Origin of the sequence: Virgibacillus sp. 7505 (assembly GCF_002272135.1) — a bacterium.
Classification (GTDB): Bacteria; Bacillota; Bacilli; order Bacillales; family Amphibacillaceae; genus Terribacillus.
In genome coordinates this window covers 102,630-128,765 of the sequence record NZ_NPBF01000004.1, presented here as the reverse complement: position 1 = coordinate 128,765, position 26,136 = coordinate 102,630, and the positions used below count along the sequence as shown (strand labels likewise).

25 protein-coding genes are annotated in these 26,136 nt (G+C 46.0%); 24 read left to right on the top strand and 1 reads right to left on the bottom strand.

The window, feature by feature from the left end; translation table 11 throughout:
- Positions 1 to 13: 13 nt before the first annotated feature.
- Positions 14 to 1,201, bottom strand: a complete 1,188-nt coding sequence (locus tag CHH91_RS00605) for a phospholipase D-like domain-containing protein (protein ID WP_176465611.1) — start codon at positions 1,199 to 1,201, stop codon at positions 14 to 16.
- A 275-nt stretch (positions 1,202 to 1,476) separates the two neighbouring features.
- On the opposite strand from CHH91_RS00605, the gene rsgA reads away from it, so the two are divergent.
- The 24 genes from rsgA (at position 1,477) to CHH91_RS00485 (ending at position 25,842) form a co-directional block, all read left to right on the top strand.
- Positions 1,477 to 2,535, top strand: coding sequence for a ribosome small subunit-dependent GTPase A (gene rsgA / locus CHH91_RS00600; RefSeq protein WP_095220961.1), 1,059 nt, complete (start codon positions 1,477 to 1,479; stop codon positions 2,533 to 2,535).
- 109 nt (positions 2,536 to 2,644) lie between these two features.
- Entirely contained in the window at positions 2,645 to 3,190 is a 546-nt protein-coding gene (rpoE, locus tag CHH91_RS00595; protein ID WP_095220959.1) for a DNA-directed RNA polymerase subunit delta, read from the top strand.
- A gap of 178 nt (positions 3,191 to 3,368) precedes the next feature.
- Positions 3,369 to 4,976, top strand: a complete 1,608-nt coding sequence (locus CHH91_RS00590; RefSeq protein ID WP_095220957.1) for a CTP synthase — start codon at positions 3,369 to 3,371, stop codon at positions 4,974 to 4,976.
- A 142-nt stretch (positions 4,977 to 5,118) separates the two neighbouring features.
- On the top strand, positions 5,119 to 5,496 hold the full coding sequence (locus CHH91_RS00585) for a response regulator (RefSeq protein WP_176465610.1): 378 nt from the start codon (positions 5,119 to 5,121) through the stop codon (positions 5,494 to 5,496).
- Between the two features lie 122 nt (positions 5,497 to 5,618).
- Positions 5,619 to 6,482 (top strand): class II fructose-bisphosphate aldolase, encoded by an 864-nt coding sequence (locus CHH91_RS00580; RefSeq protein ID WP_095220953.1) that lies wholly within the window; start codon positions 5,619 to 5,621, stop codon positions 6,480 to 6,482.
- Between the two features lie 336 nt (positions 6,483 to 6,818).
- Positions 6,819 to 7,460, top strand: coding sequence for a fructose-6-phosphate aldolase (gene fsa, locus CHH91_RS00575; protein WP_095220952.1), 642 nt, complete (start codon positions 6,819 to 6,821; stop codon positions 7,458 to 7,460).
- A 62-nt stretch (positions 7,461 to 7,522) separates the two neighbouring features.
- The gene (locus CHH91_RS00570; RefSeq protein WP_095220951.1) at positions 7,523 to 8,809 is read left to right on the top strand and encodes a UDP-N-acetylglucosamine 1-carboxyvinyltransferase; all 1,287 of its coding nucleotides are present in this window, start codon (positions 7,523 to 7,525) and stop codon (positions 8,807 to 8,809) included.
- A gap of 476 nt (positions 8,810 to 9,285) precedes the next feature.
- The gene (gene rho / locus CHH91_RS00565; RefSeq protein WP_095220950.1) at positions 9,286 to 10,572 is read left to right on the top strand and encodes a transcription termination factor Rho; all 1,287 of its coding nucleotides are present in this window, start codon (positions 9,286 to 9,288) and stop codon (positions 10,570 to 10,572) included.
- Between the two features lie 135 nt (positions 10,573 to 10,707).
- Positions 10,708 to 10,953, top strand: coding sequence for a type B 50S ribosomal protein L31 (locus CHH91_RS00560; protein WP_038564035.1), 246 nt, complete (start codon positions 10,708 to 10,710; stop codon positions 10,951 to 10,953).
- 188 nt (positions 10,954 to 11,141) lie between these two features.
- A complete protein-coding gene (locus CHH91_RS00555) occupies positions 11,142 to 11,711 on the top strand; it encodes a thymidine kinase (RefSeq protein ID WP_095220949.1) in 570 nt (189 codons plus the stop codon).
- Positions 11,712 to 11,753: 42 nt separating this feature from the next.
- Positions 11,754 to 12,779: an SDR family oxidoreductase gene (locus CHH91_RS00550; protein WP_095220948.1), complete on the top strand. Its 1,026-nt coding sequence runs from the start codon at positions 11,754 to 11,756 to the stop codon at positions 12,777 to 12,779.
- A gap of 45 nt (positions 12,780 to 12,824) precedes the next feature.
- Positions 12,825 to 13,895, top strand: a complete 1,071-nt coding sequence (gene prfA, locus CHH91_RS00545; RefSeq protein WP_095220947.1) for a peptide chain release factor 1 — start codon at positions 12,825 to 12,827, stop codon at positions 13,893 to 13,895.
- On the top strand, positions 13,876 to 14,760 hold the full coding sequence (prmC, locus tag CHH91_RS00540) for a peptide chain release factor N(5)-glutamine methyltransferase (protein ID WP_286160648.1): 885 nt from the start codon (positions 13,876 to 13,878) through the stop codon (positions 14,758 to 14,760). The genes prfA and prmC overlap by 20 nt, the downstream gene beginning before the upstream one ends.
- 119 nt (positions 14,761 to 14,879) lie before the next feature.
- Positions 14,880 to 15,506 carry a stage II sporulation protein R gene (gene spoIIR / locus CHH91_RS00535; protein WP_095220946.1) on the top strand — a complete coding sequence of 209 codons (627 nt, stop codon included), beginning with the start codon at positions 14,880 to 14,882 and terminating at the stop codon, positions 15,504 to 15,506.
- Between the two features lie 63 nt (positions 15,507 to 15,569).
- Positions 15,570 to 15,938, top strand: a complete 369-nt coding sequence (locus CHH91_RS00530) for a hypothetical protein (RefSeq protein WP_095220945.1) — start codon at positions 15,570 to 15,572, stop codon at positions 15,936 to 15,938.
- A gap of 71 nt (positions 15,939 to 16,009) precedes the next feature.
- Positions 16,010 to 17,026, top strand: a complete 1,017-nt coding sequence (locus tag CHH91_RS00525; protein ID WP_095221239.1) for an L-threonylcarbamoyladenylate synthase — start codon at positions 16,010 to 16,012, stop codon at positions 17,024 to 17,026.
- 143 nt (positions 17,027 to 17,169) lie between these two features.
- Positions 17,170 to 17,775: a low molecular weight protein arginine phosphatase gene (locus CHH91_RS00520; RefSeq protein ID WP_095220944.1), complete on the top strand. Its 606-nt coding sequence runs from the start codon at positions 17,170 to 17,172 to the stop codon at positions 17,773 to 17,775.
- A 49-nt stretch (positions 17,776 to 17,824) separates the two neighbouring features.
- Positions 17,825 to 19,201, top strand: a complete 1,377-nt coding sequence (locus CHH91_RS00515; RefSeq protein WP_176465609.1) for a methyl-accepting chemotaxis protein — start codon at positions 17,825 to 17,827, stop codon at positions 19,199 to 19,201.
- Positions 19,155 to 19,595 carry a ribose 5-phosphate isomerase B gene (rpiB, locus tag CHH91_RS00510; RefSeq protein WP_095220942.1) on the top strand — a complete coding sequence of 147 codons (441 nt, stop codon included), beginning with the start codon at positions 19,155 to 19,157 and terminating at the stop codon, positions 19,593 to 19,595. Before CHH91_RS00515 ends, rpiB begins: the two co-directional genes overlap by 47 nt.
- Before the next feature lie 15 nt (positions 19,596 to 19,610).
- Positions 19,611 to 20,150 carry a TIGR01440 family protein gene (locus tag CHH91_RS00505; protein WP_095220941.1) on the top strand — a complete coding sequence of 180 codons (540 nt, stop codon included), beginning with the start codon at positions 19,611 to 19,613 and terminating at the stop codon, positions 20,148 to 20,150.
- 48 nt (positions 20,151 to 20,198) lie between these two features.
- The gene (locus tag CHH91_RS00500; RefSeq protein ID WP_095220940.1) at positions 20,199 to 21,434 is read left to right on the top strand and encodes a serine hydroxymethyltransferase; all 1,236 of its coding nucleotides are present in this window, start codon (positions 20,199 to 20,201) and stop codon (positions 21,432 to 21,434) included.
- Positions 21,435 to 21,815: 381 nt separating this feature from the next.
- Positions 21,816 to 22,445, top strand: a complete 630-nt coding sequence (upp, locus tag CHH91_RS00495) for a uracil phosphoribosyltransferase (protein ID WP_038564063.1) — start codon at positions 21,816 to 21,818, stop codon at positions 22,443 to 22,445.
- Positions 22,432 to 23,592 (top strand): non-hydrolyzing UDP-N-acetylglucosamine 2-epimerase, encoded by a 1,161-nt coding sequence (wecB, locus tag CHH91_RS00490; protein ID WP_095220939.1) that lies wholly within the window; start codon positions 22,432 to 22,434, stop codon positions 23,590 to 23,592. Before upp ends, wecB begins: the two co-directional genes overlap by 14 nt.
- A 66-nt stretch (positions 23,593 to 23,658) precedes the next feature.
- Positions 23,659 to 25,842 carry a S8 family serine peptidase gene (locus CHH91_RS00485; RefSeq protein WP_095220938.1) on the top strand — a complete coding sequence of 728 codons (2,184 nt, stop codon included), beginning with the start codon at positions 23,659 to 23,661 and terminating at the stop codon, positions 25,840 to 25,842.
- Positions 25,843 to 26,136 lie beyond the last annotated feature (294 nt).

Here is a 26,136-nt window from a genome sequence, read left to right as displayed (position 1 = left end):
TGGCGGGCTTTTTCTATAGGTAATTCCGTAATGGCCTAAACAGAATGCCGGTAACCTTAGCGATCCAAGGACGTTTTTGAATCGTCTTGATGGTTGCTTGAATACTGGATTGTTCATCTTTTTTCCAAAGAGCAAGCAGCTGGGCGTAAAAGAGATCGTTTTCCCTAATGGTCACAGTAAGCTCCTTGTTAATCAACAGACTCCGACCATCAAGATTGGCGGAACCGACAGCGCACCATACGCCATCGCTAAGCAGGATTTTCGCGTGATAGAAGCCATTATAATATAAATTGATTCGTATGCCATGCTGCAGCAGACGCCTTGCAAAATGGAAGGACACTTGATTGACAACATAATGATCCACCTTGGACGGAAGCATTAATCTTACATCGACACCCCTATCTGAAGCTCGCTTGAGGGCAGCTTCTACGCGTCTGGACGGTGAACAATAGGGTGTTCCGATGTAAAGATATTCCTTTGCTTGATGAATCTGATGAAGCAGCCAGTCTTCATAGCCATCAGCTTCTGTAATTACTACTTCTATCTGGGCGCCATCGAGTGCTGGAGCTTGCTTTGGCAGTACGTGAAATGGATCACCCCAATCGGAAGCAAATAGCTGTACAAATGTGTAGACCGCTTCGCCTTCGAGCTTCACAACACAATCACGCCAGTAACCGAACCGGGGCTCCTTGCTCAAGTACTCCTTGCCGATATTGAATCCACCTATATAGACACTTCGCTGATCGATGATGGTGACTTTCCTGTGATTACGGAAGTTCAGATTATACAGAAGATAAGGAAAACGTGGTGTATTAGCAAATCGGAGCATTACACCAGATTGGCGCAGACGCTGCCGTTCTTTCCGGGGCAAGCGATAGCCTCCGATTCTGTCCAGTAAGAAACGGATTTTGATTCCTTCCTGTGCGCGTTTTTGCAGTAATTCTGTCAGCTGTTGTGTAGGTTCGTCCCATTTCACAAGAAAGAATTGAATATCAACAGACTGCTGTGCAGCTTTTATGTCACGGATCAGTGCCTCGAAGAAACTGACTCCATCATCTAACGTGGAAACAAAGGCATGTTTATCGCCGACCAGCCGATTGACTGCTTTTCTTTTGCTGTACTTCCTGCCAAGCGACAAGTCCACCCATACCAGAACTATTAGGAGGAACAGGAGAGCGAGCAGGAGGAAGAAGACATACATATACCGATCTCCTTTCCTAAGGTAATAATAGGCTTTACAAATATAGCCAATATCATGTATCATAAATACAAATCAAAGCGAACGGTAAAGCCGGACGCAGAAAGGGATGATGATTATGTTGACATTTGCGATGACTCAAAAGCCGTCCGTCACTACGCACATCCCTTCTGCTTGTCTGGAATAGCGGATATTTCCGCTATTTAAACTTCTAGTGGGAGGGCTGTGCAAACAGTCCTTTTTATTATGGCCAAAAAAGATCCCACTAGGAGGAAAACATGAACGAAGCATGGAATTTATTAGGATGGAATGACCAATTGGAAGCAGCAAAGCAAGCATATGATAAGGCTTGGACGCCTGCACGTATCGTGCTTGAGCATAAACATATGTACAGAGTGCTGGATGACCGAGGAGAGATGCTGGCAACACCGTCAGGGAAGTTTCGGCAAAATGGGGATTTCCCAGCAGTCGGGGATTGGGTACTGGTAGATGCCCGGCATGAAGAAGGGAAAGCTACGATACACGTCTTGCTGCCAAGAAAAAGCAAGTTTTCACGGAAAGAAGCAGGAACGGTAACCAGGGAACAAATCGTTGCTGCGAATGTCGATTATGTATACTTGGTTATGGCATTGAATCAGGATTATAATCTTCGCAGACTGGAACGCTATTTATTGGCTGCTTATGATAGCGGAGCATTACCAGTTATCATTTTAAGTAAGGGTGATCTGTGCCAGGATACAGAAGGAAGATGGAGCGAAGTCGAAGCAATAGCTCCGGGGGTTGACATTTATGTCACAAGCGCAGTTGACAGAAGAGGTGTCGATGCGATTAGAAGACAGCTTACAGCAGGAATCACTGCGGCTTTCCTCGGATCCTCAGGTGCAGGGAAGTCCACTCTCGTCAACATGCTGTATGGAAAAGAAGTACAGCTGGCAGGGGAGATCCGGGAAGATGATGGAAAAGGCAAACATACTACTACGCATCGTGAGCTTGTACAGCTGCCCGGCGGCGGGATGATCATCGATACACCTGGTATGCGTGAGCTGCAGCTATGGGACCAGCAGCAGACTGGCGTGTCAGCAGCATTTTCCGATATCGAGCGATTTGGTGAGTTGTGCCGTTTCCGTGATTGCACACATAAGAACGAACCTGGCTGTCGTGTGCAGGAGGCTGTACAGACTGGTGAGATAGAGCAAGAACGGCTCAACAGCTATTACAAGCTGCAGCGGGAGCTTCAGTATCTTGATAGAAAGTCCTCTGCCAAAGCCCAGCTGGAACAGAGGAGGCAGTTCAAACAGCTGTCTAAAAACGTCAAACAAGTTAAAAAACGCCGCTGATCTGAAGAAATATTGCATTTTGATAGGCCTGGCAATATAATGTAAGGTATGGTTCTAAAACGGTAGACGTGAACATAACCAACTTATTGACAAAGGGAGTGCTGTGACAGTGGGTTTGAAAGAATACAGCCAAGAAGAGCTTGCTGATTTTTCCCTCGTGGAATTGACGAATCTGATTCTTGAGGAAGAAAACAAAGCAACCGATTATAAAGATTTATTCAATAAAGTAGCTGACATCAAACAATTGAGCTCCGATCAGCGTGAAGAATACTTGCTTCAGTTCTATACGGACTTGAACGTAGATGGCCGTTTCATGACAGCAGGATCCAATCTTTGGGGACTGAAAAGCTGGTATTCAGTAGATCAATTCGACGAAGACGTTACAGTCGAACCAACGAAGAAAAGAAAGAAACGTACTGCGGATGAAGATGAGGATCTGGATGATCTTGAAGAAGACTTCACTTTGGACGAAGAAGGCTTTGATGAAGATTACGGCGATGATGAAGAAGACGATGATCTAGCTGATGATGACGTAGCCGAAGATGATTACGAAGGCGATTATCAAAGCGATGATACAGACGAAGAAACTCGTGAAATCGTTGGAGAAGACATGCAGCTGACTGGTGACGAAGACGACGATGAGGAAGACCGCTAAGCGAATATATTCGCTGAATGTTATTGACTTTATACTAGAGAATCAGTAATATTTTATGTGGGCTCTTTAATTGTCCGAAGACGCGTTCCCTTAACAAAGGGAGCGCTTTTTATTTTTTCTTAAACTTTTTTAAGGACATGGGTATTCTATAAATAAATGCTAGAAAAGAGGGATTGCGTTGACAAAGTATATCTTTGTTACAGGAGGAGTAGTATCTTCTCTGGGGAAAGGCATCACAGCGGCATCACTTGGCCGTTTGTTGAAAAATAGAGGTTTGCAGGTGACGATCCAGAAATTTGATCCATATATCAACGTGGACCCAGGAACAATGAGTCCATATCAGCATGGAGAAGTCTTCGTCACGGAAGATGGAGCAGAAACGGATTTGGACCTTGGTCACTATGAACGTTTCATCGACATCGATTTAAATAAATATTCAAACGTAACAACTGGTAAGATTTATTCCACTGTGTTGAAAAAAGAACGCCGTGGTGATTATCTTGGCGGTACTGTCCAAGTTATCCCGCATATCACGAATGAAATCAAAGACAAAGTATTCCGTGCCGGTAAACAAACGAACGCAGATGTTGTCATCACGGAAATCGGTGGAACTGTAGGGGATATTGAGTCGTTGCCTTTCTTGGAAGCAATCCGTCAAATCAAGTCCGATATCGGACGTGACAATGTGATGTATCTGCATTGTACGCTTGTGCCTTTCATCAAGGCAGCTGGAGAATTAAAAACAAAACCTACACAGCATAGCGTTAAAGAACTTCGCTCGCTTGGTATCCAGCCGGATGCAATCGTTCTTCGTTCTGAAATGGCTATCAGCCAGGATATGAAAGAAAAAATCGCATCTTCCTGTGATTTGGAAGTCAATGCAGTTGTTGAATGTATTGATGCAGATACACTTTACGATGTACCGCTTGCCTTGCAGCGTCAAAACCTGGATCAGTTTGTATGTGATCACTTCAAATTGGAGTGTCCGCCAGCTGATATGACAGAATGGTCCGCGATGGCAGCGCATGTAACAAATCTTAAGAAAACTGTCCGAATTGCATTGGTAGGTAAATATGTGGAGCTGCAGGATGCATACATTTCTGTTGTGGAATCTTTGAAGCATGCAGGCTACCCTTATGATACAGATATCGAAGTGAAATGGATCAATTCCGAGGATGTAACAGCTGATAATGCAGGTGAATTGCTCGGTAATGCAGATGGTATCCTTGTACCTGGAGGATTCGGTGATCGCGGTATTCAAGGTAAGATTGAAGCAATCCACTATGCCCGCACAAGAAAAATTCCGTTCCTTGGCATTTGTCTTGGCATGCAGCTGGCAACTATCGAGTTCGCACGTAATGTTTTGCATCTTGAGGGTGCACATTCCAGTGAGATCGATCCGCTTACTCCGCATCCAGTTATCGACTTGCTGCCTGAACAGAAGGACATTTCCGATCTTGGCGGTACATTGCGTTTAGGCGTATATCCTTGCCGTCTGCAGGAAGGCACGAAAACAAAAGAAGCTTATGGCAATGAAGATGTTATCTATGAGCGTCACCGCCATCGCTTCGAGTTCAATAACCAGTATCGTGTACAAATGGAGGAAAAAGGCTTTGTCTTCTCCGGTACAAGCCCAGATGGACGCCTGATTGAAACGATTGAAATCAAGGATCATCCTTGGTTCATCGCTTCTCAATATCATCCGGAATTCAAGAGCCGTCCAAACCGTCCGCATGCCCTGTTCCACGGCTTTGTCGGAGCATCTTTACAGCATAAAGAAGGCTGATTGATACGACCGTATACAATATTTTGAGTGGATAAGCAGGAATTTGGAGCTTTTTACTAGAAAAAGGTGTAATTGGGTCACAGCAGTGAACATTATGTCGAAGCAAGCAGCTGCTTGCTTCGTTTTCTAGGGGGAGATGCGGATGAATAAGCGCGTGTTGATCGTGGATGACCAGCCAGGTATCAGAATATTGCTGGAGGAAGTCATCCGGGAAGAAGGACATGAAGTGATTTCCGTAGGCACGGGAGCAAATGCTCTTGATCAGATAAAAAGACAGAAGCCGGATTTACTGCTGATTGATTATAAGCTGCCGGTGCTGGATGGACCAGCGGTACTGGACAGGCTGAAGGAACAGGGTCTGTCTATCCCGACAATCATGATGAGCGGATTGGCGGAGGAAGCAGAAACTTTCCTGCAGAATTATGACTTTCTAATTTGTGTGCTTGCTAAGCCTTTCGACATACTAAATGTGCGAAAAATGGTGAATCAAGTATTAAAACAAGGGTCGAATCTGGTATAAAAGTGCGGGAAATGTTGCACCATGACGGGTGAGTTGGTATTCTTATGTATGGAAGCGATAAATACACGACTTCACATAGATAGTTGCCGACCGTCGTGCAAATTTGAAGGAGGATTTTTGTTATGCCTTTAGTATCAATGAAAGAAATGCTAGATGTAGCAAAAGACAATCACTATGCTGTAGGACAGTTTAACATCAACAACCTTGAATTCACACAAGCAATCCTGCAAGCAGCACAGGAAGAAAGCTCTCCTGTCATCCTTGGTGTATCCGAAGGTGCAGCGAAATATATGGGTGGCTTCAAGACAGTAGTATTGATGGTTAAAGGTCTTATGGAAGACTATAACATCACTGTCCCAGTAGCAATTCACCTTGACCACGGTTCCAGTTTTGAAACATGTGCGAAAGCGATCCACGCTGGCTTCACTTCCGTAATGATCGATGGTTCCCACCATCCTTTGGAAGAAAACATCGCACTTACGAAGAAGGTTGTTGAGCTTGCACACTTCCACGGCGTATCTGTAGAAGCAGAACTTGGCCGCATCGGTGGACAAGAAGACGATCTTATCGTAGACGATGCAGACGCAGCGTATGCGATTCCTTCTGAATGTAAACAACTAGTGGAAGAAACTGGCGTTGACTGCTTCGCACCTGCGCTTGGTTCCGTACACGGCCCTTACAAAGGCGAACCAAACCTTGGTTTTGACCGTATGGAAGAGATTTTCAATACAACAAGTCTTCCATTGGTATTGCACGGCGGTACTGGTATCCCGACAAAAGATATCCAAAAAGCAATCACGCTTGGTACTTCTAAAATCAACGTGAACACAGAAAACCAAATCTCTTCTGCTAAACGCGTTCGTGAAGTATTGGCAGAAAAACCAAATGAATACGATCCTCGTAAATACCTAGGACCAGCTCGCGAAGCTATCAAAGAAACAGTAATCGGCAAAATGCGCGAATTCGGATCTTCAGGCAAAGCGTAAGCATATCAAAACAAAAAGGAAAACTGACCAATATGGTTGGTTTTCTTTTTTTTATTTAAACGAAAAGCAAAAAACCGTTCAGAGACAAGGGAATAAAGTCAGGGCGAAAGCATAATCGCCTTCGTTCTCAGAATCTTCGACGGGTCGATTTAGAAAGCTCATAAGGTTTAGGAATGGGAAAATCGGTAACTTAATCTGTAGAGTGGAGTTACAGGAGTATGTACCTCCTGCATACAGCGCCGAAACCGAAGAAATTTACCGTAAGCTCATTTAATCCTTTGCCATATGAGGGAGTCCTGCATAAACTACTTCGGAATTACTTAAGGAGTGGAACAAATGAAGTTCTTTGTGGATACTGTGAACTTGGAAGAAATTAAGCTAGCCAATGCACTTGGTGTACTATCCGGGGTAACAACGAATACGACGCTGGTGGCCAAAGAAGGTATATCTTTTCACGATAGGCTGCGGCAGATAACGGAAGAGGTGTCTGGCTCTGTCAGTGCGGAGATTGTTTCCGAACAAGCAGATGAAATGGTGGAAGAAGGCAAGGAGCTTGCTAAAGTTGCCCCTAATATTACCGTGAGTATTCCAATGACCCTCGAAGGAATGAAGGCAGTTAATGTTTTATCCGAGTTGAATATCAAGACGAATGTGACACTTATCTTTAACGTGAACCAAGCATTGCTTGCGGCACGTGCTGGGGCTACATATGTCTCGCCATTTATCGGAAGGCTGGATGATATCGGGCATAATGGGATGGACCTGATTGGTACGATTGCGGAGATTTTCGATCGGCATATGATCCAGACGAAAATCATTGCAGCCTCCATCCGGCATCCGATTCAAATTACAGAAGCCGCTCAGCAGGGAGCGCATATCGCGACCGTTCCTTTTGATGTCCTGCGGAAATTAGTAGAGCATCCGTTGACAGATGCAGGTATCCAACGATTTCTTGCAGACTGGAACAGTCGTATATAGTATAATTATGGTAAAATAGAGGAAACTAACGTTGCTGTTATCCTAAATGTGAGGAGTTCCTTATGCAGAAAATACTAGTAGAGGGCGGAAACCTTCTTAAAGGAAAAGTGAAGATAAGCGGAGCGAAAAACAGCGCAGTAGCATTGCTGCCAGCTGCGATACTGGCTGAATCTTCCGTTTCGATAGAAGGGCTGCCCGAGATATCAGATGTTGAGACGCTGAGTCATTTGCTTGAAGAAATTGGCGGCAAAGTATCTAAAACCGGTCAAACAATTACGATTGATCCTTCCGCAATGACGTCCATGCCTCTTCCGAACGGGAAAGTGAAGAAACTCCGGGCTTCCTATTATTTCATGGGTGCGATGCTCGGACGGTTCAAGCAGGCAGTCATCGGCCTGCCTGGCGGCTGTTATCTTGGCCCTCGACCTATTGATCAGCATATCAAGGGCTTTGAAGCGTTAGGAGCTAAAGTGACGAATGAGCAAGGTGCAATCTACTTGCGAGCGGATGTGCTGCGTGGAGCGCGAATTTATTTGGACGTTCCAAGTGTTGGGGCTACGATTAATATCATGCTTGCAGCGGTGCGAGCCGAAGGGAAGACAGTAATTGAGAATGCAGCCAAGGAACCAGAAATCATTGATGTAGCGACGCTTTTGACGAGTATGGGCGCAAAGATCAAAGGTGCTGGAACAGATGTGATTCGTATCGAAGGTGTCGATCATCTTCACGGCTGCCGTCATACCATCATCCCTGATCGAATCGAGGCTGGCACGTATACAATCCTGGCTGCTTCCCAAGGGGAAGAAGTAGTTATCGACAATGTCATACCGCAGCATCTGGAATCCTTGCTAGCCAAGCTGCGGGAGATGGGCGTAGAGATTGTAGAAGGGGAGGAGCAGCTGACAGTCAGGCCTGGAGCCAGACTGAATAGTGTCGATGTAAAGACACTGGTTTATCCAGGTTTCCCGACTGATCTGCAGCAGCCTTTTACTGCTCTCTTGACCAAAGCACATGGTACTGGTGTCATTACGGACACCATCTATCAGGCACGTTTTAAGCACATTGATGAACTGCGCCGGATGAACGCCCAGGTAAAGGTAGAGGGAGGAGCCTCCATCGTTACTGGTACTGTTAAGCTGGAAGGAGCCAAGGTAAAAGCGAGTGATCTTCGGGCAGGGGCAGCCCTTATCATTGCTGCCTTGATGGCGGATGGCGTGACAGAAATCACCGGCGTTGAACACATTGACCGCGGCTATGAGCGTATTACAGAGAAGCTGGTCGCGCTAGGTGCCAATATTTGGCGGGAAGAGATGAGCGAGCAGGAAGTAGAGCAGTTTCAGAACTCCTGACCGGCTGCAGGGTAAGAGATGAAGAAATTTTAACCGATAGCTTATTCTTTATTGTGCGGGCACAGCATGCAAAAGAAATCGAATCTTGTCATCCAACCTTCCTCATGCAGAGACTGGCGTAAGCCAGTCTTTTTATATTTAAAAATTCCTTCGTTTCACGTGAAAAATACAGTTGAATATTCAAGTACGAAAATGTATGATTAGTTATGCTAAAAAACGCAGCAAGTTTAAAAAAGCTGTATTGTGGTAAAAAATGATAGTTATAATCTTCTATTCTAGTTATACACTACCATCCTTCCTTTTCTTCCAAGTGCTATGCATGGTCAAAAAGAATCCCTTGCAACCTCTTCGGTCATGAATGCCGGCCAATAGCTTGAATCAGATTCCGCCAGTTTTGAAGCACCAATGAAGGAAATGACAATAAACAGCCAAACAGATAAGGACAAGTCCTTAAATACAATAGGTGTGGTGATTTTGTGGCTGAACTATCTATTTCTCATCTAGAAACATTGACATTGAAAGAATTATACACGATGGCACGCGAATACCGTGTTTCGTATTATGCGAAGCTAACGAAACGCGAATTAATCTTTGCCATTCTGAAAGCACAGGCTGAAAAGGATGGTTTCCTTTTCATGGACGGTATCCTGGAAATCATACCATCCGAGGGCTTCGGATTCCTCAGGCCGATCAATTATGCTCCAAGTGCAGAGGATATTTATATCAGTGCGTCGCAGATCAGACGCTTTGATTTGCGAAATGGAGATAAAGTTTCCGGTAAGGTTCGCCCGCCGAAAGAAAATGAACGCTATTATGGACTTCTGCATGTAGATGCGGTAAACAATGAAGATCCGGAAGTGGCGAAGGAGCGCGTGCATTTCCCTGCACTGACAGCTTTATATCCAGATAAGCAGATGAAACTGGAGACGGAGACTCGTAAAGTGTCTACACGTATCATCGATTTGATGACGCCAGTTGGTTTTGGGCAGCGTGGATTGATTGTAGCCCCTCCAAAAGCTGGGAAAACGATGCTGCTGAAACAGATTGCCAACAGCATCACAACAAATCATCCAGATGCCAAGCTTATTATTTTGCTAGTAGATGAACGCCCAGAGGAAGTGACGGATATCGAACGTTCCGTTCACCCGGATGTCGATGTTGTCAGTTCCACTTTCGATGAAGTACCGGAAAACCATATCAAGGTTTCCGAGCTGGTACTGGAACGCGCGATGCGCTTAGTTGAGCATAAAAAGGATGTTATCGTACTGATGGATAGCATTACACGTCTTGCCCGGGCGTATAACTTGGTTATCCCGCCAAGCGGACGTACGCTTTCCGGTGGTATCGATCCAGCAGCTTTCCACCGTCCGAAACGTTTCTTCGGTGCTGCTCGTAACATCGAGGAAGGCGGCAGCTTCACGATTCTTGCTACTGCGCTTGTCGACACAGGCTCCCGCATGGATGATGTCATTTACGAAGAGTTCAAAGGAACAGGTAACATGGAGCTGCATTTGGATCGTTCCCTTGCGGAAAGACGCATCTTCCCTGCAATCGATATGGTTCGTTCCGGCACAAGAAAAGAAGAATTGCTTGTCCCGAAAGGTCAATTGGATAAAATGTGGGCAATTCGTAAGACAATGCAGGATTCTCATGACTTCGCCGAGCGTTTCTTGCGCCGTTTGAAAGCATCTAAAAACAATGAGGAATTCCTTGTGAATATGGAAGAGGACATGAAACGAAAAGGCACGAATAAGCGCGTCTGATTACATGGATTTCCTCTTGCAATGGGCTAGACAGACTGTTATAATCACGTTATGTGAGCTTTCACGACAGTGTTATCGGTCTCTCACAATAAACTCTGTTTCCAAGGGATTCAGGGCAAAAAGGAGTGCTAACGCATGAAAGAACAAATCCATCCGAAATATAACAAAGTTGTATTTCTAGATACTAGTTCTGACTACAAATTCTTGACTGGTTCTACTCAGAGTTCTGACGAAACAATCGAATGGGAAGATGGCAACACTTACCCGTTGATTCGTGTGGAAATCAGCTCAGCTTCTCACCCGTTCTACACTGGTAAGCAAAAAGCTGACAAAGCTGGCGGCCGCGTAGATCGTTTCAAGAAGAAATACAACTTGAGCTAATAGCTTGAGATATGAAGAAGAAAACAGGCAAACACCCTTTGCCTGTTTTTTCTGCTTCTAACCCCTTTTTTAAAGCTTGCCATTACATGTACACTGACCATCCAGATATACATAAGTGGGATAGATATAGTATGGATAAAGATAGTGTAATGTGGCACTATCTTTTTTATTTGACAAGGAGAAATGACATGGCACAATTATTTTTCAAATATGGCGCAATGAACAGCGGAAAATCAATTGAAATACTGAAAGTGGCCAATAATTACGAGGAACAAAACAAATCGGTTCTTATCTTCACTTCCGGCATTGATACAAGAGATGAAGTCGGCTATGTTTCCAGCAGGATTGGATTACGCCGAAAAGCAATTCCGATTTTCGAAGAAACCGACATCATGGAAATCGTCAAATCACATGAACCGACACCGCATTGTGTTCTAATTGATGAAGTGCAATTTTTAAGTAAAGAGCATGTGCTCCAGTTGGCGGCCATCGTTGATACATTCAACATTCCTGTTATGGGCTTTGGACTGAAGAATGATTTCCAAAATGAGCTGTTCGAAGGAAGCCGTTATATGCTCATTTATGCGGATAAAATCGAAGAGATGAAAACAATCTGCTGGTTCTGTGAACGAAAAGCAACCATGAACCTGCGAGTCGACGATGGCAAGCCAGTGTATACAGGAGATCAGATACAGATTGGCGGCAATGACTCTTATTATCCTGTTTGCCGCAGATGCCACACCAATCCACCCCTGTGAAATGAACAAAAACTACATTAATGAATGAAGGGACTGGCAGAGATGAAAGCGTTATTTATCGGAGGTACCGGAACAATCAGCTCAAGCGTAACCGATTTGGCTGTAAAACAAGGATGGGAGCTATATTTGCTTAATCGCGGCTCGAAGCCTGTACCAGAGGGCTGTCATAGTATCATAGCTGATATTACAGATGAAGCAGCAGTTGCAGCGAAACTACAGAATATGCAGTTTGATGTTGTAGCGGATTTCATAGCTTTTTCAGCATCGGACGTTGAACGTGATATTCGTCTTTTTGCAGATAAGACAAAACAATTCATCTTTGTCAGCTCCGCATCTGCATACCAAAAACCGCCCCGTCACTATAAGACAACGGAGAGCACACCACTCGTGAATCCCTACTGGAGCTATTCACGGGCTAAAATAGAAGCAGAAGAAGTGCTGCAAAAGGCATATCGGGAAAATGGACTGCCTATAACAATTGTCCGTCCGAGCCATACATATGGAGATAAGAAGATTCCTGTGGCTTTTTATGGCGCTAATGGCAGCTGGCAAGTAGTAGAGAGGATCAAGCAAGGCAAGCCTGTTCTCATTCATGGTGATGGGACCTCGCTTTGGACTTTGACTCACAATACCGATTTCGCTAAAGGATTTGTCGGGTTGATGGGAAATCAAGCTGCAATTGGAGAGACGGTGCACATCACTTCTGATGAAGTCCTGACGTGGAACAGCATCTACGACATAATCGGAGACGCTTTAGGAAAGCGTGTAAATAAAGTTCATGTGTCGACAGACTTCCTCGTTATGTGCAGACCTGATCTCGAAGGATCACTGTATGGGGATAAAGCGGAATGTGCTGTCTTTGATACAAGTAAAATTAAACGGCTTGTTCCGTCATTCGCAGCAACAAAGCGGTTTGACCAAGGAGTCAGGGAAGCAATCGAGAATTTCGAACGTCACCCTGATTGGCAGCAGCCAGACCCTGAATTCGATAAGTTTTGTGACACGGTTATAGAAGCGCAAAAGAGCGCCGCAGAACAGATTCGCAAAACGCTTGGCTTGAATTGCTAGGTTTGTCAGCAGAAGCTATAATAAAGCAAGGAAAGAGGTGTCACGATGCTAGATCGTTTACAAGCTTTGGAAGATCGTTATGAGAAACTGAATGAATTATTAAGTGATCCAGATGTGATCAGTGATACGAATAAATTACGTGAGTTTTCCAAAGAACAAGCAGGATTGACAGATGTGGTACAAGCTTATCGCGAATACAAAGATATCAGCGCACAGGTAGAAGATGCCAAGACGATGCTTGCCGAGGAAAAAGATCCAGAAATCATAGAAATGGCCAAAGCGGAGATTTCAGAATTGTCACCGCGTCTTCCTGAATTGGAAGAGCAGATGCGCATTCTTATGCTGCCGAAAGATCCAAATGATGACAAAAACGTTATCATGGAAATCCGCGGAGCAGCTGGCGGAGATGAAGCAGCCTTATTTGCAGGGGATCTTTACCGTATGTACAGCAGATATGCCGAAGCGCAAGGCTGGAAGACGGAATTGATGGAAGCGAATTCGACTGGAGTTGGCGGCTATAAGGAGATCATTTTCATGATCAATGGTGCCAATGCCTATTCCAATCTGAAGTTTGAAAATGGCGCCCACCGCGTGCAGCGTGTTCCTGAAACAGAATCTGGCGGTCGTATCCATACATCGACAGCGACTGTAGTAGTTATGCCGGAAGCGGAAGAAGTAGAAGTAGACATTCAGGACAAAGATATCCGGGTGGATACATTCACATCCAGCGGTCCAGGAGGACAAAGTGTAAACACGACGATGTCTGCGGTCCGTTTGACGCATATGCCGACAGGAATCGTTGTTTCCATGCAGGATGAGAAATCCCAGATCAAGAACAAAGAAAAAGCAATGAAAATCCTGCGTGCCCGCATTTATGATAAGTTCCAGCAGGAAGCGCAGGCTGAATACGATGATGCACGGAAATCAGCTGTCGGTTCAGGGGATCGTTCTGAGCGTATCAGAACATACAACTTCCCGCAAAACCGTGTGACAGATCACCGAATCGGACTTACAATCCAGAAATTAGATCAGATTCTGGAAGGGAAGCTCCATGAAGTGGTCGATGCATTGATCATGGAAGAGCAGGCGAAGAAACTTGAGCAAATCGGAGAATAAGCAGTATCCGACTATCAGTCAGGCTTTGCAGGAGGCGATAGCATTCCTGCAAGCACATCAGCGGGAAGAACGAGTAGCGGAACTGTTGCTTCTGTTTCATCTTGGCATCAATAAAACGGAGCTTCTGATGAATATGAGGGAAACGGTGGATCCTGTGCTTTATGCTGCTTTCCGAAAAGACCTGCAAGAGCATGCAGAAACAGGAATACCGCTCCAGCATTTGACAGGAGAAGAAGAGTTTCTTGGCCGACGCTATTATGTGAATCGGGATGTGCTCATTCCAAGACCGGAAACGGAAGAGCTTGTCCTTGGTGTAGAAAAGATGATTCAACAGCAGCTGACCGGACAGGATTTGACGATTGCGGATATCGGTACTGGCAGCGGAATTATAGCAACTTCCTTGAAGCTTGCTTTTCCTGCGGCTGAAGTAATAGCAACGGATATATCCGAGCGAGCTTTGCTCATTGCCAAAAGCAATAGCCGCACATTAGGGGCATCTATCAGTCTAAAGCAAGGAAGTTACCTGGAACCGCTCCGTCAGCTTGAAAAAAAAGTGAATGTGCTTGTTTCCAATCCGCCGTATATTGATGAATCGGACAGAGAACATATGAGCGACACGGTGAAAAACTTTGATCCAAGTCTCGCTTTGTTCGCCGATGATAACGGACTTGCGGCTTACAAGGAGATCATTAGCGGATTATCAGATATCCTTGCTTTTCCGGCTATTGCTGCCTTTGAAATCGGCTGGCAGCAAGGACAGGCTGTCCGTGATTTGCTAGTGGAGGAGTTCCCATCCGCAGAAGTGGAAGTACGACAGGATATCAATGGTAAGGACCGTATGGTGTTTGCTTGGATACCAGAATAAAAGGGACTGTGCACAGGCACAGTTCTTTTTTTTTGTGAAAAAAAACTAGATTCATAGGTTTAATTCCTCCCAGCATGTTCATACTGGTACCATCACACAAAAGGAAAGAGGTACCAGATATGAAGAAGCTTTGTTTTTCCCTGACTGCAATCTTTCTATTATTTTTATATATTTTATATCCGGGAAATGGCACAGAAGCGCAGGTGAGCAATAGTTCCCAAGCAGTGAAAGAAATTCCGGATGAAGCAATACGTCTCCGTATTCTGGCAAATAGCAATTCAGATGGTGATCAGCAGCTGAAGCGCATGATCCGGGATGAAGTGAATGCGCAGATCAATAGCTGGGTGAAGGATATGACGGATATTGAAGAGGCGCGGGCACTTATCGAAGAGCATCTGCCTGAGATTGAGAAGACGGTCGCTCGTGTGCTGAATGAACAAGGGAAGAGCCAAGGGTTCAACGTGGAGTACAGTGATGAGATTTCTTTTCCGGCAAAGCTTTACGGAACCTATCTTTATCCAGCAGGGCAGTATGAGGCAGTATTGATCACACTTGGAGAAGGTGAAGGCGAAAACTGGTGGTGTGTGCTCTTCCCGCCGCTTTGCTTTCTGGATTTCTCCAGCGGTACAAGTGTAGCAGAAGCAGAAGAGAATGCAGATGCAGAGCCAGTCGAAGTAGCGGCGGAAGCGCCGGCAGAAGAAGAAAAGCCTAAAGTGAAGTTCTTTCTATTAGAATGGTTCAGCTAGGATCATATTCTATTCCTCCCGTTCATATAATCTAGTAATAAGTGCTAGACGGGAGGACTTTTTATGCAATTGATACCTGCTCAAGCGTGCGAGCTGTCCGAGCTGGATGCTTTTTTTGAGAATAGCCTGCCCCGGTGGAATCTCGAGCAGCAGAAACTATATGAAGAGGGTTATATCATAGAGGCGGAAGAAGGATGGCGGGCGTTTTTCTGTTTGGAACAGCATGGCGAGGCTCTGCGCGTGCATTCCATGTACGTCAAGCCGCCAGCTAACGGGACAATCATTTTAACTTGTATGGAGCTTGCCAGCATAGAAGCAAGAAGGCGGGAAGCGAGCAGTCTGCGGCTGATCAGCCACCATGAAACGCTCGACCAGCTAATGGCTCTGTATGGATTTGAAGCTAAACATGGCTTTTGGGAGAAGGCGCTCTGACATTGGGGATTGTCAGTCTATGTGGTATCATAGCTCTTAGTGATATTAGCAAAAGGAGCATCTGATCCATGATGGAAACGAAGCATTGGACTGTGCTACAGCAGTCCTTCGATAAAATAGCGATGGAGGAGGCAGCAGCTCTTCTTAAAAAAGGGGAAGCTGTTGCTTTTCCGACCGAGACAGTTTATGGTCTTGGCGCTGATGCAACAAATGAACGAGCCGTCCGGAAAATATTCGAAGCAAAAGGCCGTCCGTCTGATAATCCGCTCATCGTCCACGTGGCGGACAAAGAGCAGCTGAAAGACCTTGTTGAAGATATCCCTGATGTTGCTTATAAACTTCTAGAGGCATTCAGCCCTGGGCCGATTACGCTTATTTTGAAGAGCAAAGGGACAGTTGCACCGAATGTCAGTGCTGGACTAGATTCAATTGGTATCCGGATACCGAGTCATCCGGTTGGCTTACGTCTTTTGCAGGAAGTAGCGTTACCGATTGCAGCACCGAGTGCGAATATATCAGGCAGACCCAGCCCGACGAAAGCTGAACACGTAGTCCATGATCTGGATGGACGAATTGCCGGGATCATGGACGGTGGTCCGACTGGAATCGGCCTGGAGTCCACGGTGGTTGACTGTACGGAAGCAGTGCCAGTCATATTGCGGCCAGGCGGTGTGACAGCTGAAGCAATCCAAGAGGTCATCGGAACAGTGATGGTGGATCCCGGACTTGCTGGCGGAGAGAAAGAGAAACCAAAAGCACCAGGTATGAAATACACCCATTATGCACCAGAAGCTCCGCTATATTTAGTGGACAAAGAGATGAAGCTGCACGCGGACAAGCTTACTGAAGCAGGGGAGAAGGTCGGCATTATTGCAACAGAGGAGCTTGCGCAAATGCTGCAGGGTGAGCGGATTCAAATCTGCGGCACACGAAGCGATCTCTCCACAGTAGCAGAGCATCTGTACGATGCGCTCAGGCATTTCAAGAAATCAGATGTAACTGTCATCCTTTGTGAAAGCTTCGAGAAGCATGGAGTCGGTGCAGCTATCATGAATAGGCTCGAAAAGGCAGCGACAGGAAGAATATAAGCAAAAAGGGAACGTCCAGTGTGACGTTCCTTTTCTATGTGATAAATATTACCGGATTCGGGCAGATGTCCATGACGATGTAAGAATGCCTCACCTGTTGTATACTACTAGTAGAACAATTCTAGAAGCAAGGAGATATTTGGATGAAACTATTGATTGTTTGTACTGGCAATACGTGCAGAAGCCCGATGGCAGAAGCACTTGTGCGCAAACGGCTGCCGCAGGTGGAGGTACAGTCCGCTGGTATATTCGCACATGACGGGTCACCGCCCTCTCATCAGGCGGTAACAGTCATGGAGGAGGCTGGAGTACTGTTTAGTCACCAATCCAAGCCTGTGACGAGAGAGCGTGTGGATTGGGCCGATTTGATCCTGACGATGACAGAACAGCATAAACAATTATTGCTGGAACAGTATCCTCATGCGGCTGGAAAACTGTATACCTTGCCGGAATACGCATCTCAGGAGGCGGCAGCTGCTTGGAAATCATTGCAGGAAGCGTATGCTGATCTGGAAACAAAACGTGTCCGGTTCGCAAGCAGTTTTTCTGGAGACCCTGCTGCATTCCAAAGGGAATTCATGCGCGCCCACCAGCACGAGATCGCACATATTCAGGAGCTTGAAGCAAGTATGCCTGCAGCTGATATCATGGATCCTTTCGGTCGTTCTGTTGAAGTGTACCGCACGACGCTGAAGGAATTGGAATTCTATGTTGATAAATTGGCAGAAAAGATTCACAATGAGAAGTAGGTAAAAAGACTCTCATACCAAAATATCAGCATGGATGGTGGATTATGTCATGAAAAGCTTCAGTCTGCGTCTCAAACTGGCGATTTTCGCCACAGTTCTCGCATTGGTCACCTATAGTGTGAGTGCATTATTCATTTATATTGTGCATCCCCTTGTACAGCAATATTGGAATGTTGCCGGTCCGGTACTGGTTCTTCTCACACTATTTCTCGGTGTTTTATGGACCGGGATCCTAGCCTTTTCTGCAGCCCGCTTTATCACGAAGCCGTTGAAGGATTTGGAAAAGGTTGCAACAAAAGCTGCTGATGGCAGCCTGGAGGAAGAATGGGAGGTTGTTCCTTCGAATGATGAGATTGGTGCTTTGACACGCGCTTTTCAGAAAATGCTTCATAACCTGAAGTCAATGATTTCAGACATTGATGCAAATGCAAAAGCGAATGATCAGTACGCCAGACAGATCCAGTCTGAAACAATGACTGCATCTGAAAAAGTCATTGAGATTGATGGAATTATGCAGACAATGGCTGAAGGAGCCCGATCTACATCAGGTGCGGTCGGCAGCATTGTGCAATCACTCGACAACGCAACAGCCTTGTCAGAGGATGTCCGGATTAAAGCGGATCAGTCACAGGAACTATCCAATGGGATGGTTGGAAAATTGCACAGTTCCCAGACAGTTGTAATGGATTTGGTACAGGGAATTCAAATGATCGCAGAAAAACAGGAGCATTCAATCGGCAATGTAAAGCAGCTCGAAAAGAACGCTTCAAAAATCGAAGAGATCATCCGTTTTGTCAGTGATATAGCAGAACAGACAAATCTGCTTGCACTTAATGCTTCCATCGAGGCGGCGCGTGCCGGCGAACAGGGACGGGGATTCGCAGTAGTAGCTGAAGAGGTTCGGAAGCTGGCGGATGAAAGCAGACAGGCAGCACAGGACATTTCTGTTAATATTAAAGAGATCCAGCAGAACATTGGACAAGTTGTTACAGAAATTGACGAGCAATTGGCACTGGCACGGACTGAGGCAGAAAAAGGCTCCGAAAGCAGTGTCGTCATGGAGGAAATGACGGCAGCCATTACACACGTTGTTACGTCGATTGAGGAAATCGGCAAGCTGACCTTGCAGCAACGAGAAGAAATTGCATCGGTTACAGATCAGTCCAAAGGTGTGGCGACACTTGCTGAGCAGGCGTCAGCCGGAGCGCAGGAAGTAAGTGCTTCTGTTCAGGAGCAAGCATCTGTCATGCATAACCTGGAGCAATTATCGGCATCACTCGAGGAACAAGCTGGCAGGCTCAGAGAACAAATGAAACAATTCCATTTTACACAACAATCATCCGTGCATCACGCGGAATTCGGAAGGAAGGATGAAGAAAATGAAAGTGATTCTAACATCAGACCACGGTGGAGTAAATCTTCGTAAGGAAATTGCAGATCTTTTAACTGAGTTGAATATTGAATTTGTAGATACAGGCTGTGATTGTGAGGGCTCCGTTGATTATCCGGATTACGGAATTCCAGCTGCAGAAAGAGTAGCAAACGGCGAATTCGATCGCGGTATCCTGATTTGCGGTACTGGTATTGGTATGAGTATTTCGGCGAACAAAGTACCAGGCATCCGTGCAGCACTCGTGCACGATGTATTCAGCGCAAAAGCAACGCGTGAGCATAATGACAGCAACATGCTGGCAATGGGTGAACGTGTAATCGGGCCAGGACTGGCACGCGAAATCGTTCAAACGTGGCTTGGAACTGAATTTACAGCTGGTCGTCACCAAAACCGCGTCAACAAAATTTCAGAGTACGAAAACAAGTAAAGAGCGAGGGTATACATGAAAGCAATTGCAGATCATATTAAAACTGTTGTAAGGGAGCTTGCTTCCTGTGGCCATTTGCATCAGGGAGATTTATTCTTGATCGGATGTTCGACAAGCGAAGTAGCTGGTGAGCGAATCGGCAGTGCAGGAAATATGGAAATTGCGGAACTGCTTTACCAGCAGCTGGAATGGCTGAAAAAAGAAACTGGCATAAATCTCGTATTTCAGTGCTGTGAACACCTAAATCGTGCTATTGTAGTAGAGAAGCATATCAGTCGGCAATACGGTTTAACCGAAGTTTCCGCGAAACCTGTTGCAAGAGCCGGTGGTTCGATGGCTGCTTGCGCTTATGAGCAGTTTGAGAATCCTGTGTTGGTCGAAGATATCCGGGCAAATGCCGGAATTGATATCGGGGAAACGATGATCGGGATGCATCTGAAGCCTGTTGCAGTGCCATTCCGTCTCAAACAGCGTTACATCGGCGGTGCCCGGATCAATACAGCTTACACAAGACCTAAACTGATCGGCGGCGTGAGAGCTGTGTACCCTGAATAAAACACCGGCCACGACATACATCAACAATACACGAGGAGGCATGTTTCGATGAAACATATTCAAGCGAATGATCCAGAACTATTCCAAGCTATAGAAGACGAAAGAGGGCGCCAGCACGACAAGATCGAGCTGATTGCTTCTGAGAACTTCGTATCACAGGCTGTCATGGAAGCGCAAGGCTCCGTACTCACAAACAAATATGCGGAAGGCTATCCAGGCCGCAGATATTATGGCGGTTGTGAATATGTTGATGTAGCAGAGAATCTCGCAATTAACCGAGCAAAGGAAATCTTCGGTGCAGAGCATGCCAATGTACAGCCGCACTCCGGTGCACAGGCAAACATGGCTGTTTATTTCGCATTTTTGGAGCCAGGCGATACGGTTCTTGGGATGAACCTCAGTCACGGTGGCCATTTGACCCACGGCAGTCCAGTGAACTTCAGCGGTAAGCTGTATAACTTCACGGAATATGGTGTGGATCAGGAAACAGAGCAGCTTGACTACGACGTCGTACGTGAAAAAGCACTAGAAGTAAAGCCAAAGCTGATCGTAGCTGGAGCAAGTGCTTATCCGCGTGAAATCGATTTTGCGAAATTCCGCGAAATTGCTGATGAAGTCGGTGCTTATCTTATGGTTGATATGGCGCATATTGCTGGTCTTGTAGCAACAGGCGTACATCAATCGCCAGTTCCTTATGCAGATGTTGTGACAACAACAACCCATAAAACATTGCGCGGACCTCGTGGTGGTATGATCTTGACAAAAGAGAAGTACGCTAAGCAGATTGATAAAGCTGTCTTCCCAGCAATGCAAGGCGGACCATTGATGCATGTGATCGCAGCGAAAGCAGTGAGCTTCAAAGAAATCCTGGATAATGATTTCAAAGCTTATGCGCAGCAGATTGTTGATAACGCACAGCGTCTTGCCGAAGGCCTTACAAAAGAAGGCGTCCGTCTTGTATCTGGCGGTACAGACAACCACCTGCTTCTTCTTGATGTAAGCAAACTAGGTCTTACAGGTAAAGACGCGGAGCTTGCATTGGATGAGGTCGGTGTAACAACGAACAAAAACACGATTCCATTTGATAAAGAAGGTCCATTCATCACAAGTGGTGTACGGATCGGTACAGCAGCAGTCACTACTCGCGGCTTCAAGCTTGCGGAAATGGACGAGCTTGCTGCTATCATCGCTACAACATTGAAGCATCATGATGATGCAGCGAAGCTGGAGGAAGTGAAAGGCCGCGTCAAAGCATTGGCTGATCGTTTCCCGCTGTATAAGTAAAAGAAGAAAGACAGTCGCATGGGCGGCTGTCTTTTTGTTTGAATCTTGTTGCCGCCTGCAGGAAAGCGGAATATTCTGCCGGAGCGGCTATGCATGTCTCTTGGTACCTTTTTGTGCATATTAGAAAGTACACAATCAGGGTTTTATCCCAGTTTCAAGTGATCTGTAATTCACTTTTCGGGAGCTGTCTAGCTACAGAAACCAGAAACTGCGGCGCAAGCAATAAATCCCTGCGAGAGGAAGGTCACCCCTCTCCGGGCTTTCTCACTTGCTTCTTCGTTTCTAAGCGGTTTCTTTCGCTTTTCGTATTTTCATTGCGTTCCTTTTTTTCTTTCTGTATACTATTAAAGATTTGAATATTTTTAGAGGGAGTGTTCGGAAATGGGTAATGTTTTTGTTTTGGATCATCCGTTAATTCAGCATAAGCTTACGTACATACGTGATAAGAATACAGGTACGAAGGAGTTCCGTGAGTTGGTGGATGAGGTTGCTGCGCTTATGGCGTTTGAGATCACACGTGATCTGCCAATGGAAGAGACAACGATTCAAACACCTGTCGTAGAAGCGAAAACGAAGGTACTTGCTGGGAAGAAAATCGGACTTGTACCGATCTTGCGTGCGGGTCTTGGTATGACGGAAGGAATCCTGCGCCTGATCCCTGCTGCGCGTGTGGGACATATTGGTATGTACCGAGATCCGGAAACAATGCAGCCAGTGGAGTACTATATCAAACTCCCATCTGATATTGAAGAACGTGAATTGATTGTCATCGATCCGATGCTTGCAACGGGCGGATCTGCTAATGATGCGATCCACTCCTTGAAAAAGCGCGGTGCGAAACAGATTCGTCTAATGTGCTTAATCGCTGCTCCTGAAGGTGTGGAAGTGATCAAGAAAGAACATCCGGATGTAGATATTTACCTGGCTGCAATGGATGAAAAACTTGATGATCACGGCTATATCGTACCAGGTCTTGGCGATGCTGGGGATCGTTTATATGGCACCAAGTAAAAAAAGAGTCATGCTTGTCTTCGGGACACGTCCTGAAGCAGTCAAGATGGCACCGCTTGTTCTTGAATTGAAAAAGCGGTCAGAGCAGTTTGACACGATTGTCGCGGTGACTGCACAGCAGCGGGAAATGCTCGATCAAGTACTAACCATATTTGACATCACTCCTGATTATGACTTGAATATCATGAAAGCACGGCAAAGCCTGGCACATATCACTACAAAAGTGATGGAGGGGCTGGACGAGCTATACCAAGAGATAAAGCCGGATATCGTGCTTGTACATGGGGACACGACAACTAGTTTTGCAGCTTCACTGGCAGCATACTATAATCAGATCCCTGTGGGGCATGTGGAAGCGGGGTTGCGTACTTGGAACAAGTATTCACCGTTTCCGGAAGAGCTTAATCGGCAGCTGACTGGTGTGATAGCAGATCTTCATTTCTCTCCGACAGCTCAAGCACGGCAAAATCTGCTTAATGAAAATAAGAGCGTGGAAGCTATTGCTGTTACAGGCAATACAGCAATCGACGCCTTACAGACTACTGTCGACCCGAATTATCAGCATCCTATCCTGGAACAAGCTGCTGGCAAACGTTTAGTGCTTGTCACAGCCCACCGCCGGGAAAATCTTGGTGAGAATATGGAGCATATGTTCACTGCGATCAGAAGGATTGCTGATGCTCATCCGGACACATTGATTGTCTATCCGGTGCACTTGAATCCAGCAGTGCGTGACATAGCGAATCGAATCCTCGGGAACCATGATCGAATTCAACTGATCGAGCCGCTAGGGCTGATTGATTTCCATAACTTTGCTTCCCAGGCTTACTTGATTCTCACAGATTCCGGTGGTGTCCAGGAAGAAGCGCCGTCGCTTGGAGTTCCTGTGCTTGTACTTCGTGATACGACAGAACGGCCCGAAGGTATCGAGGCAGGTACATTAAAACTTGCCGGTACAGATGAAAAGACCATTTTCAATATGGCAGACAAGCTTCTTCGTGATGGTCAAGCACATGAAGAAATGTCACAAGCGTCCAATCCTTATGGAGATGGACGAGCTTCGATTCGTATTGCCGATTATCTTCAATATTATTTCGGCTTACAATCGCAGCCGCCTATACCTTTCCAACCAGCTGATCCCAAATAGGGCAGCTGGTTTTTTGCATAGGGAATCTTCACACGTGCATCCTAATGGCACGAGGGGGGAGAGGCTGTGAAGCGATTTAGTTTACTGTTCATATGTGTATGTATCATCTTCGGTTTTCAGCCGGTTCAAGCAGCAGAGCAGAGTACGGTAATCATTGAATTGGACGGAGACGTATCTGCCTATCGGGAGTATTTAGAGATGCATTATCCTTTTATTGAAGTCGTGGAAGAATTCGACACCTTGTTCCAAGGATTGGCACTGCGCGCGACGGACGCGCAGCTGAATGAATTGTCCCAGCACAGTCACCTGCTGAATATCCATCAGGTGCATACCTATAAAGCAGAAACAAGAAAAGCGGAAGTTCCATTTGTGACACAGGAGTTCCTCGGGACTAGTGCAGCGGGTGTCACCGGGAAAGGGGTCAAAGTCGGAGTCATCGATACTGGTATTGATTACACCCATCCTGATTTGAAAAAGAATTACAAAGGCGGCTTTGATGTTGTCGACTGGGATGACGATCCGATGGAGACAAAACCGGAAGAAGGAGAAGCGACAATTCATGGGACGCATGTTGCTGGTATCATCGGAGCAAATGGAAAAATGAAAGGTATTGCCCCGGATGCTGACATCTATAGCTATCGGGCACTGGGACCAGGTGGTACAGGAACATCAGTCCAGGTGATTGCGGCTATTGAAAAAGCGGTCGAAGATAAGATGGATATCATCAATTTGTCGTTGGGTAGCTCTGTGAACGGACCGGATTGGCCAACCAGCCTGGCTGTGAATAAAGCAGTGGAGCTGGGCGTGATCGTCGTAACAGCAAATGGGAATGAAGGCCCTGCTAATTGGACAGTCGGTTCCCCTGCAACTGCCACGAAAGCATTATCTGTCGGTGCTGTTACCACACCGCAGAAAACAGCTGTCCTATACGAGCGTTTTTATAAGAAACTGATTCCGATTCTGCCGCTTCAAGGAGCTGTTGAGTGGAAGCAGCGTCGTTCCTTGCCGATAATGGATGGCGGTACGGGAGAAAGGCAGCTTCCGGATGCGACAGGAAAAATTGTCGTCTTCAAAAGAGGAAAAATACCATTTGCAGAAAAAGCTAGAGCTGCGGAGCAAGCGAATGCTGCAGCAGTCCTCATTTATAACGATGGGAGCGGTCCTTTGGAAGCATCCATCCAGGATGGCAAAAAGCCAGTTTCAATCCCTGTGGCAGCCGTCACAAAGCGGGATGGATTATGGCTTCTAAAAAATGCGCAGACTGCACAGCTGTCGGCGAAGCAAATAGAGCTCCAGAATAGAATGGCTGCATTCAGTTCGAGAGGACCTGTTACAAGGAACTGGGCCATCAAGCCGGAAATAGCTGCACCTGGCGCTCCTGTATGGAGTACAGTCCCCCAATCCGGGTATCAAGCTCTACAGGGTACGAGTATGGCTGCGCCATATGTGGCAGGGGCCCTGGCACTCGTTAAAGAAGCGCATCCAGAATGGACTGATGAGCAGCAAATAGGTGCGCTGCTTACAACGGCACAGCAGCTCCTGAAGCCAGATGGGCAGCCCTATGCCCCGATTGAACAAGGCATGGGGAAAATGCAGCCATCCAAAGCAATCTCTACGCCAGTCATCATTGAAAATCCTCTGATTCGATTCGGAAAGATCGATACAAAGCAAGAAGCAGAATACGTACTTACTGTCCATAATGTAAGCGACGTCCAGCAGCATCTGCAATTCGATCAGCCTAAAGCAGTGAGTGGTATACGCTGGAAGGTGCCATTGGCAGTCAATCTAGCGCCTCATGAAACGAAACGATTAAAAATAAGTATCTCTGTCAATCCTGATATACAGGAAGCAGGTGTCCACCAAGGATATGTATCGGCCCGATTTGGGAAACAGGAAGTGCAGATCCCTTACTTATTCCTCTTAAAAAACGCAGATTACCCGAAGGCAATGGGGCTCGAAATGGAATGGAAACCGCTTGACAGAAGAGGTGCCTACCACTATCAAATCTATTTGCCTGAAGGAGCGGCTGAACTACGAATAGACTTGTATGACCCAGATACACTTATTTATAACAGAAAGCTGCTGACCAAAAAACAAGTGGATGCAGGGCTGCTGGAGGGGAGACTGAGTAAGAGGGAAGCCGGAAAACCCGGAGTCTATCTGGCTTTGATTCAGCTCCGTCTTAATGATGGAAAGTATGTGACCACGGAACTGCCGCTTTATTTGTCAGACCGGATGCTCGTGAAATAGTACAAGTAAGTGAATTATATGTCACAGAATTGTCATATATGAACAGCTGATTATCCTATATAATAGTAAGCGGAGGCCTATGCGTTTGATGACGGATAGTCCTTTGCTTAATTGCTTTCGTGGAAGCGTATCCAATGTTGTTGTGGAAGGAAATTATTAACTTTGTAATTTATTTCACAATCTTGTATTGACACCACGAATAGGCCTATTGTATTCTATACATTGCGTGTGGTGGGCACTTGTATCATAAGTGAGGCGTGGTTTGCGCGCAGCGTCCCTACAGATCATGTAAAA

What these genes read in the sequence shown, in the direction of transcription:
- CHH91_RS00530 (WP_095220945.1), top strand. Translation starts at nt 15,570, where the DNA reads ATGCAATTGATACCTGCTCAAGCGTGCGAGCTGTCCGAGCTGGATGCT.
- CHH91_RS00550 (WP_095220948.1), top strand. Translation starts at nt 11,754, where the DNA reads ATGAAAGCGTTATTTATCGGAGGTACCGGAACAATCAGCTCAAGCGTA.
- CHH91_RS00555 (WP_095220949.1), top strand. Translation starts at nt 11,142, where the DNA reads ATGGCACAATTATTTTTCAAATATGGCGCAATGAACAGCGGAAAATCA.
- CHH91_RS00500 (WP_095220940.1), top strand. Translation starts at nt 20,199, where the DNA reads ATGAAACATATTCAAGCGAATGATCCAGAACTATTCCAAGCTATAGAA.
- upp (WP_038564063.1), top strand. Translation starts at nt 21,816, where the DNA reads ATGGGTAATGTTTTTGTTTTGGATCATCCGTTAATTCAGCATAAGCTT.
- rpiB (WP_095220942.1), top strand. Translation starts at nt 19,155, where the DNA reads ATGAAAGTGATTCTAACATCAGACCACGGTGGAGTAAATCTTCGTAAG.
- CHH91_RS00570 (WP_095220951.1), top strand. Translation starts at nt 7,523, where the DNA reads ATGCAGAAAATACTAGTAGAGGGCGGAAACCTTCTTAAAGGAAAAGTG.
- CHH91_RS00520 (WP_095220944.1), top strand. Translation starts at nt 17,170, where the DNA reads ATGAAACTATTGATTGTTTGTACTGGCAATACGTGCAGAAGCCCGATG.
- CHH91_RS00585 (WP_176465610.1), top strand. Translation starts at nt 5,119, where the DNA reads ATGAATAAGCGCGTGTTGATCGTGGATGACCAGCCAGGTATCAGAATA.
- CHH91_RS00560 (WP_038564035.1), top strand. Translation starts at nt 10,708, where the DNA reads ATGAAAGAACAAATCCATCCGAAATATAACAAAGTTGTATTTCTAGAT.
- CHH91_RS00580 (WP_095220953.1), top strand. Translation starts at nt 5,619, where the DNA reads ATGCCTTTAGTATCAATGAAAGAAATGCTAGATGTAGCAAAAGACAAT.
- CHH91_RS00605 (WP_176465611.1), bottom strand. Translation starts at nt 1,201, where the DNA reads ATGTATGTCTTCTTCCTCCTGCTCGCTCTCCTGTTCCTCCTAATAGTT.
- prfA (WP_095220947.1), top strand. Translation starts at nt 12,825, where the DNA reads ATGCTAGATCGTTTACAAGCTTTGGAAGATCGTTATGAGAAACTGAAT.
- CHH91_RS00525 (WP_095221239.1), top strand. Translation starts at nt 16,010, where the DNA reads ATGGAAACGAAGCATTGGACTGTGCTACAGCAGTCCTTCGATAAAATA.
- CHH91_RS00505 (WP_095220941.1), top strand. Translation starts at nt 19,611, where the DNA reads ATGAAAGCAATTGCAGATCATATTAAAACTGTTGTAAGGGAGCTTGCT.
- CHH91_RS00515 (WP_176465609.1), top strand. Translation starts at nt 17,825, where the DNA reads ATGAAAAGCTTCAGTCTGCGTCTCAAACTGGCGATTTTCGCCACAGTT.
- wecB (WP_095220939.1), top strand. Translation starts at nt 22,432, where the DNA reads ATGGCACCAAGTAAAAAAAGAGTCATGCTTGTCTTCGGGACACGTCCT.
- fsa (WP_095220952.1), top strand. Translation starts at nt 6,819, where the DNA reads ATGAAGTTCTTTGTGGATACTGTGAACTTGGAAGAAATTAAGCTAGCC.
- rsgA (WP_095220961.1), top strand. Translation starts at nt 1,477, where the DNA reads ATGAACGAAGCATGGAATTTATTAGGATGGAATGACCAATTGGAAGCA.
- spoIIR (WP_095220946.1), top strand. Translation starts at nt 14,880, where the DNA reads ATGAAGAAGCTTTGTTTTTCCCTGACTGCAATCTTTCTATTATTTTTA.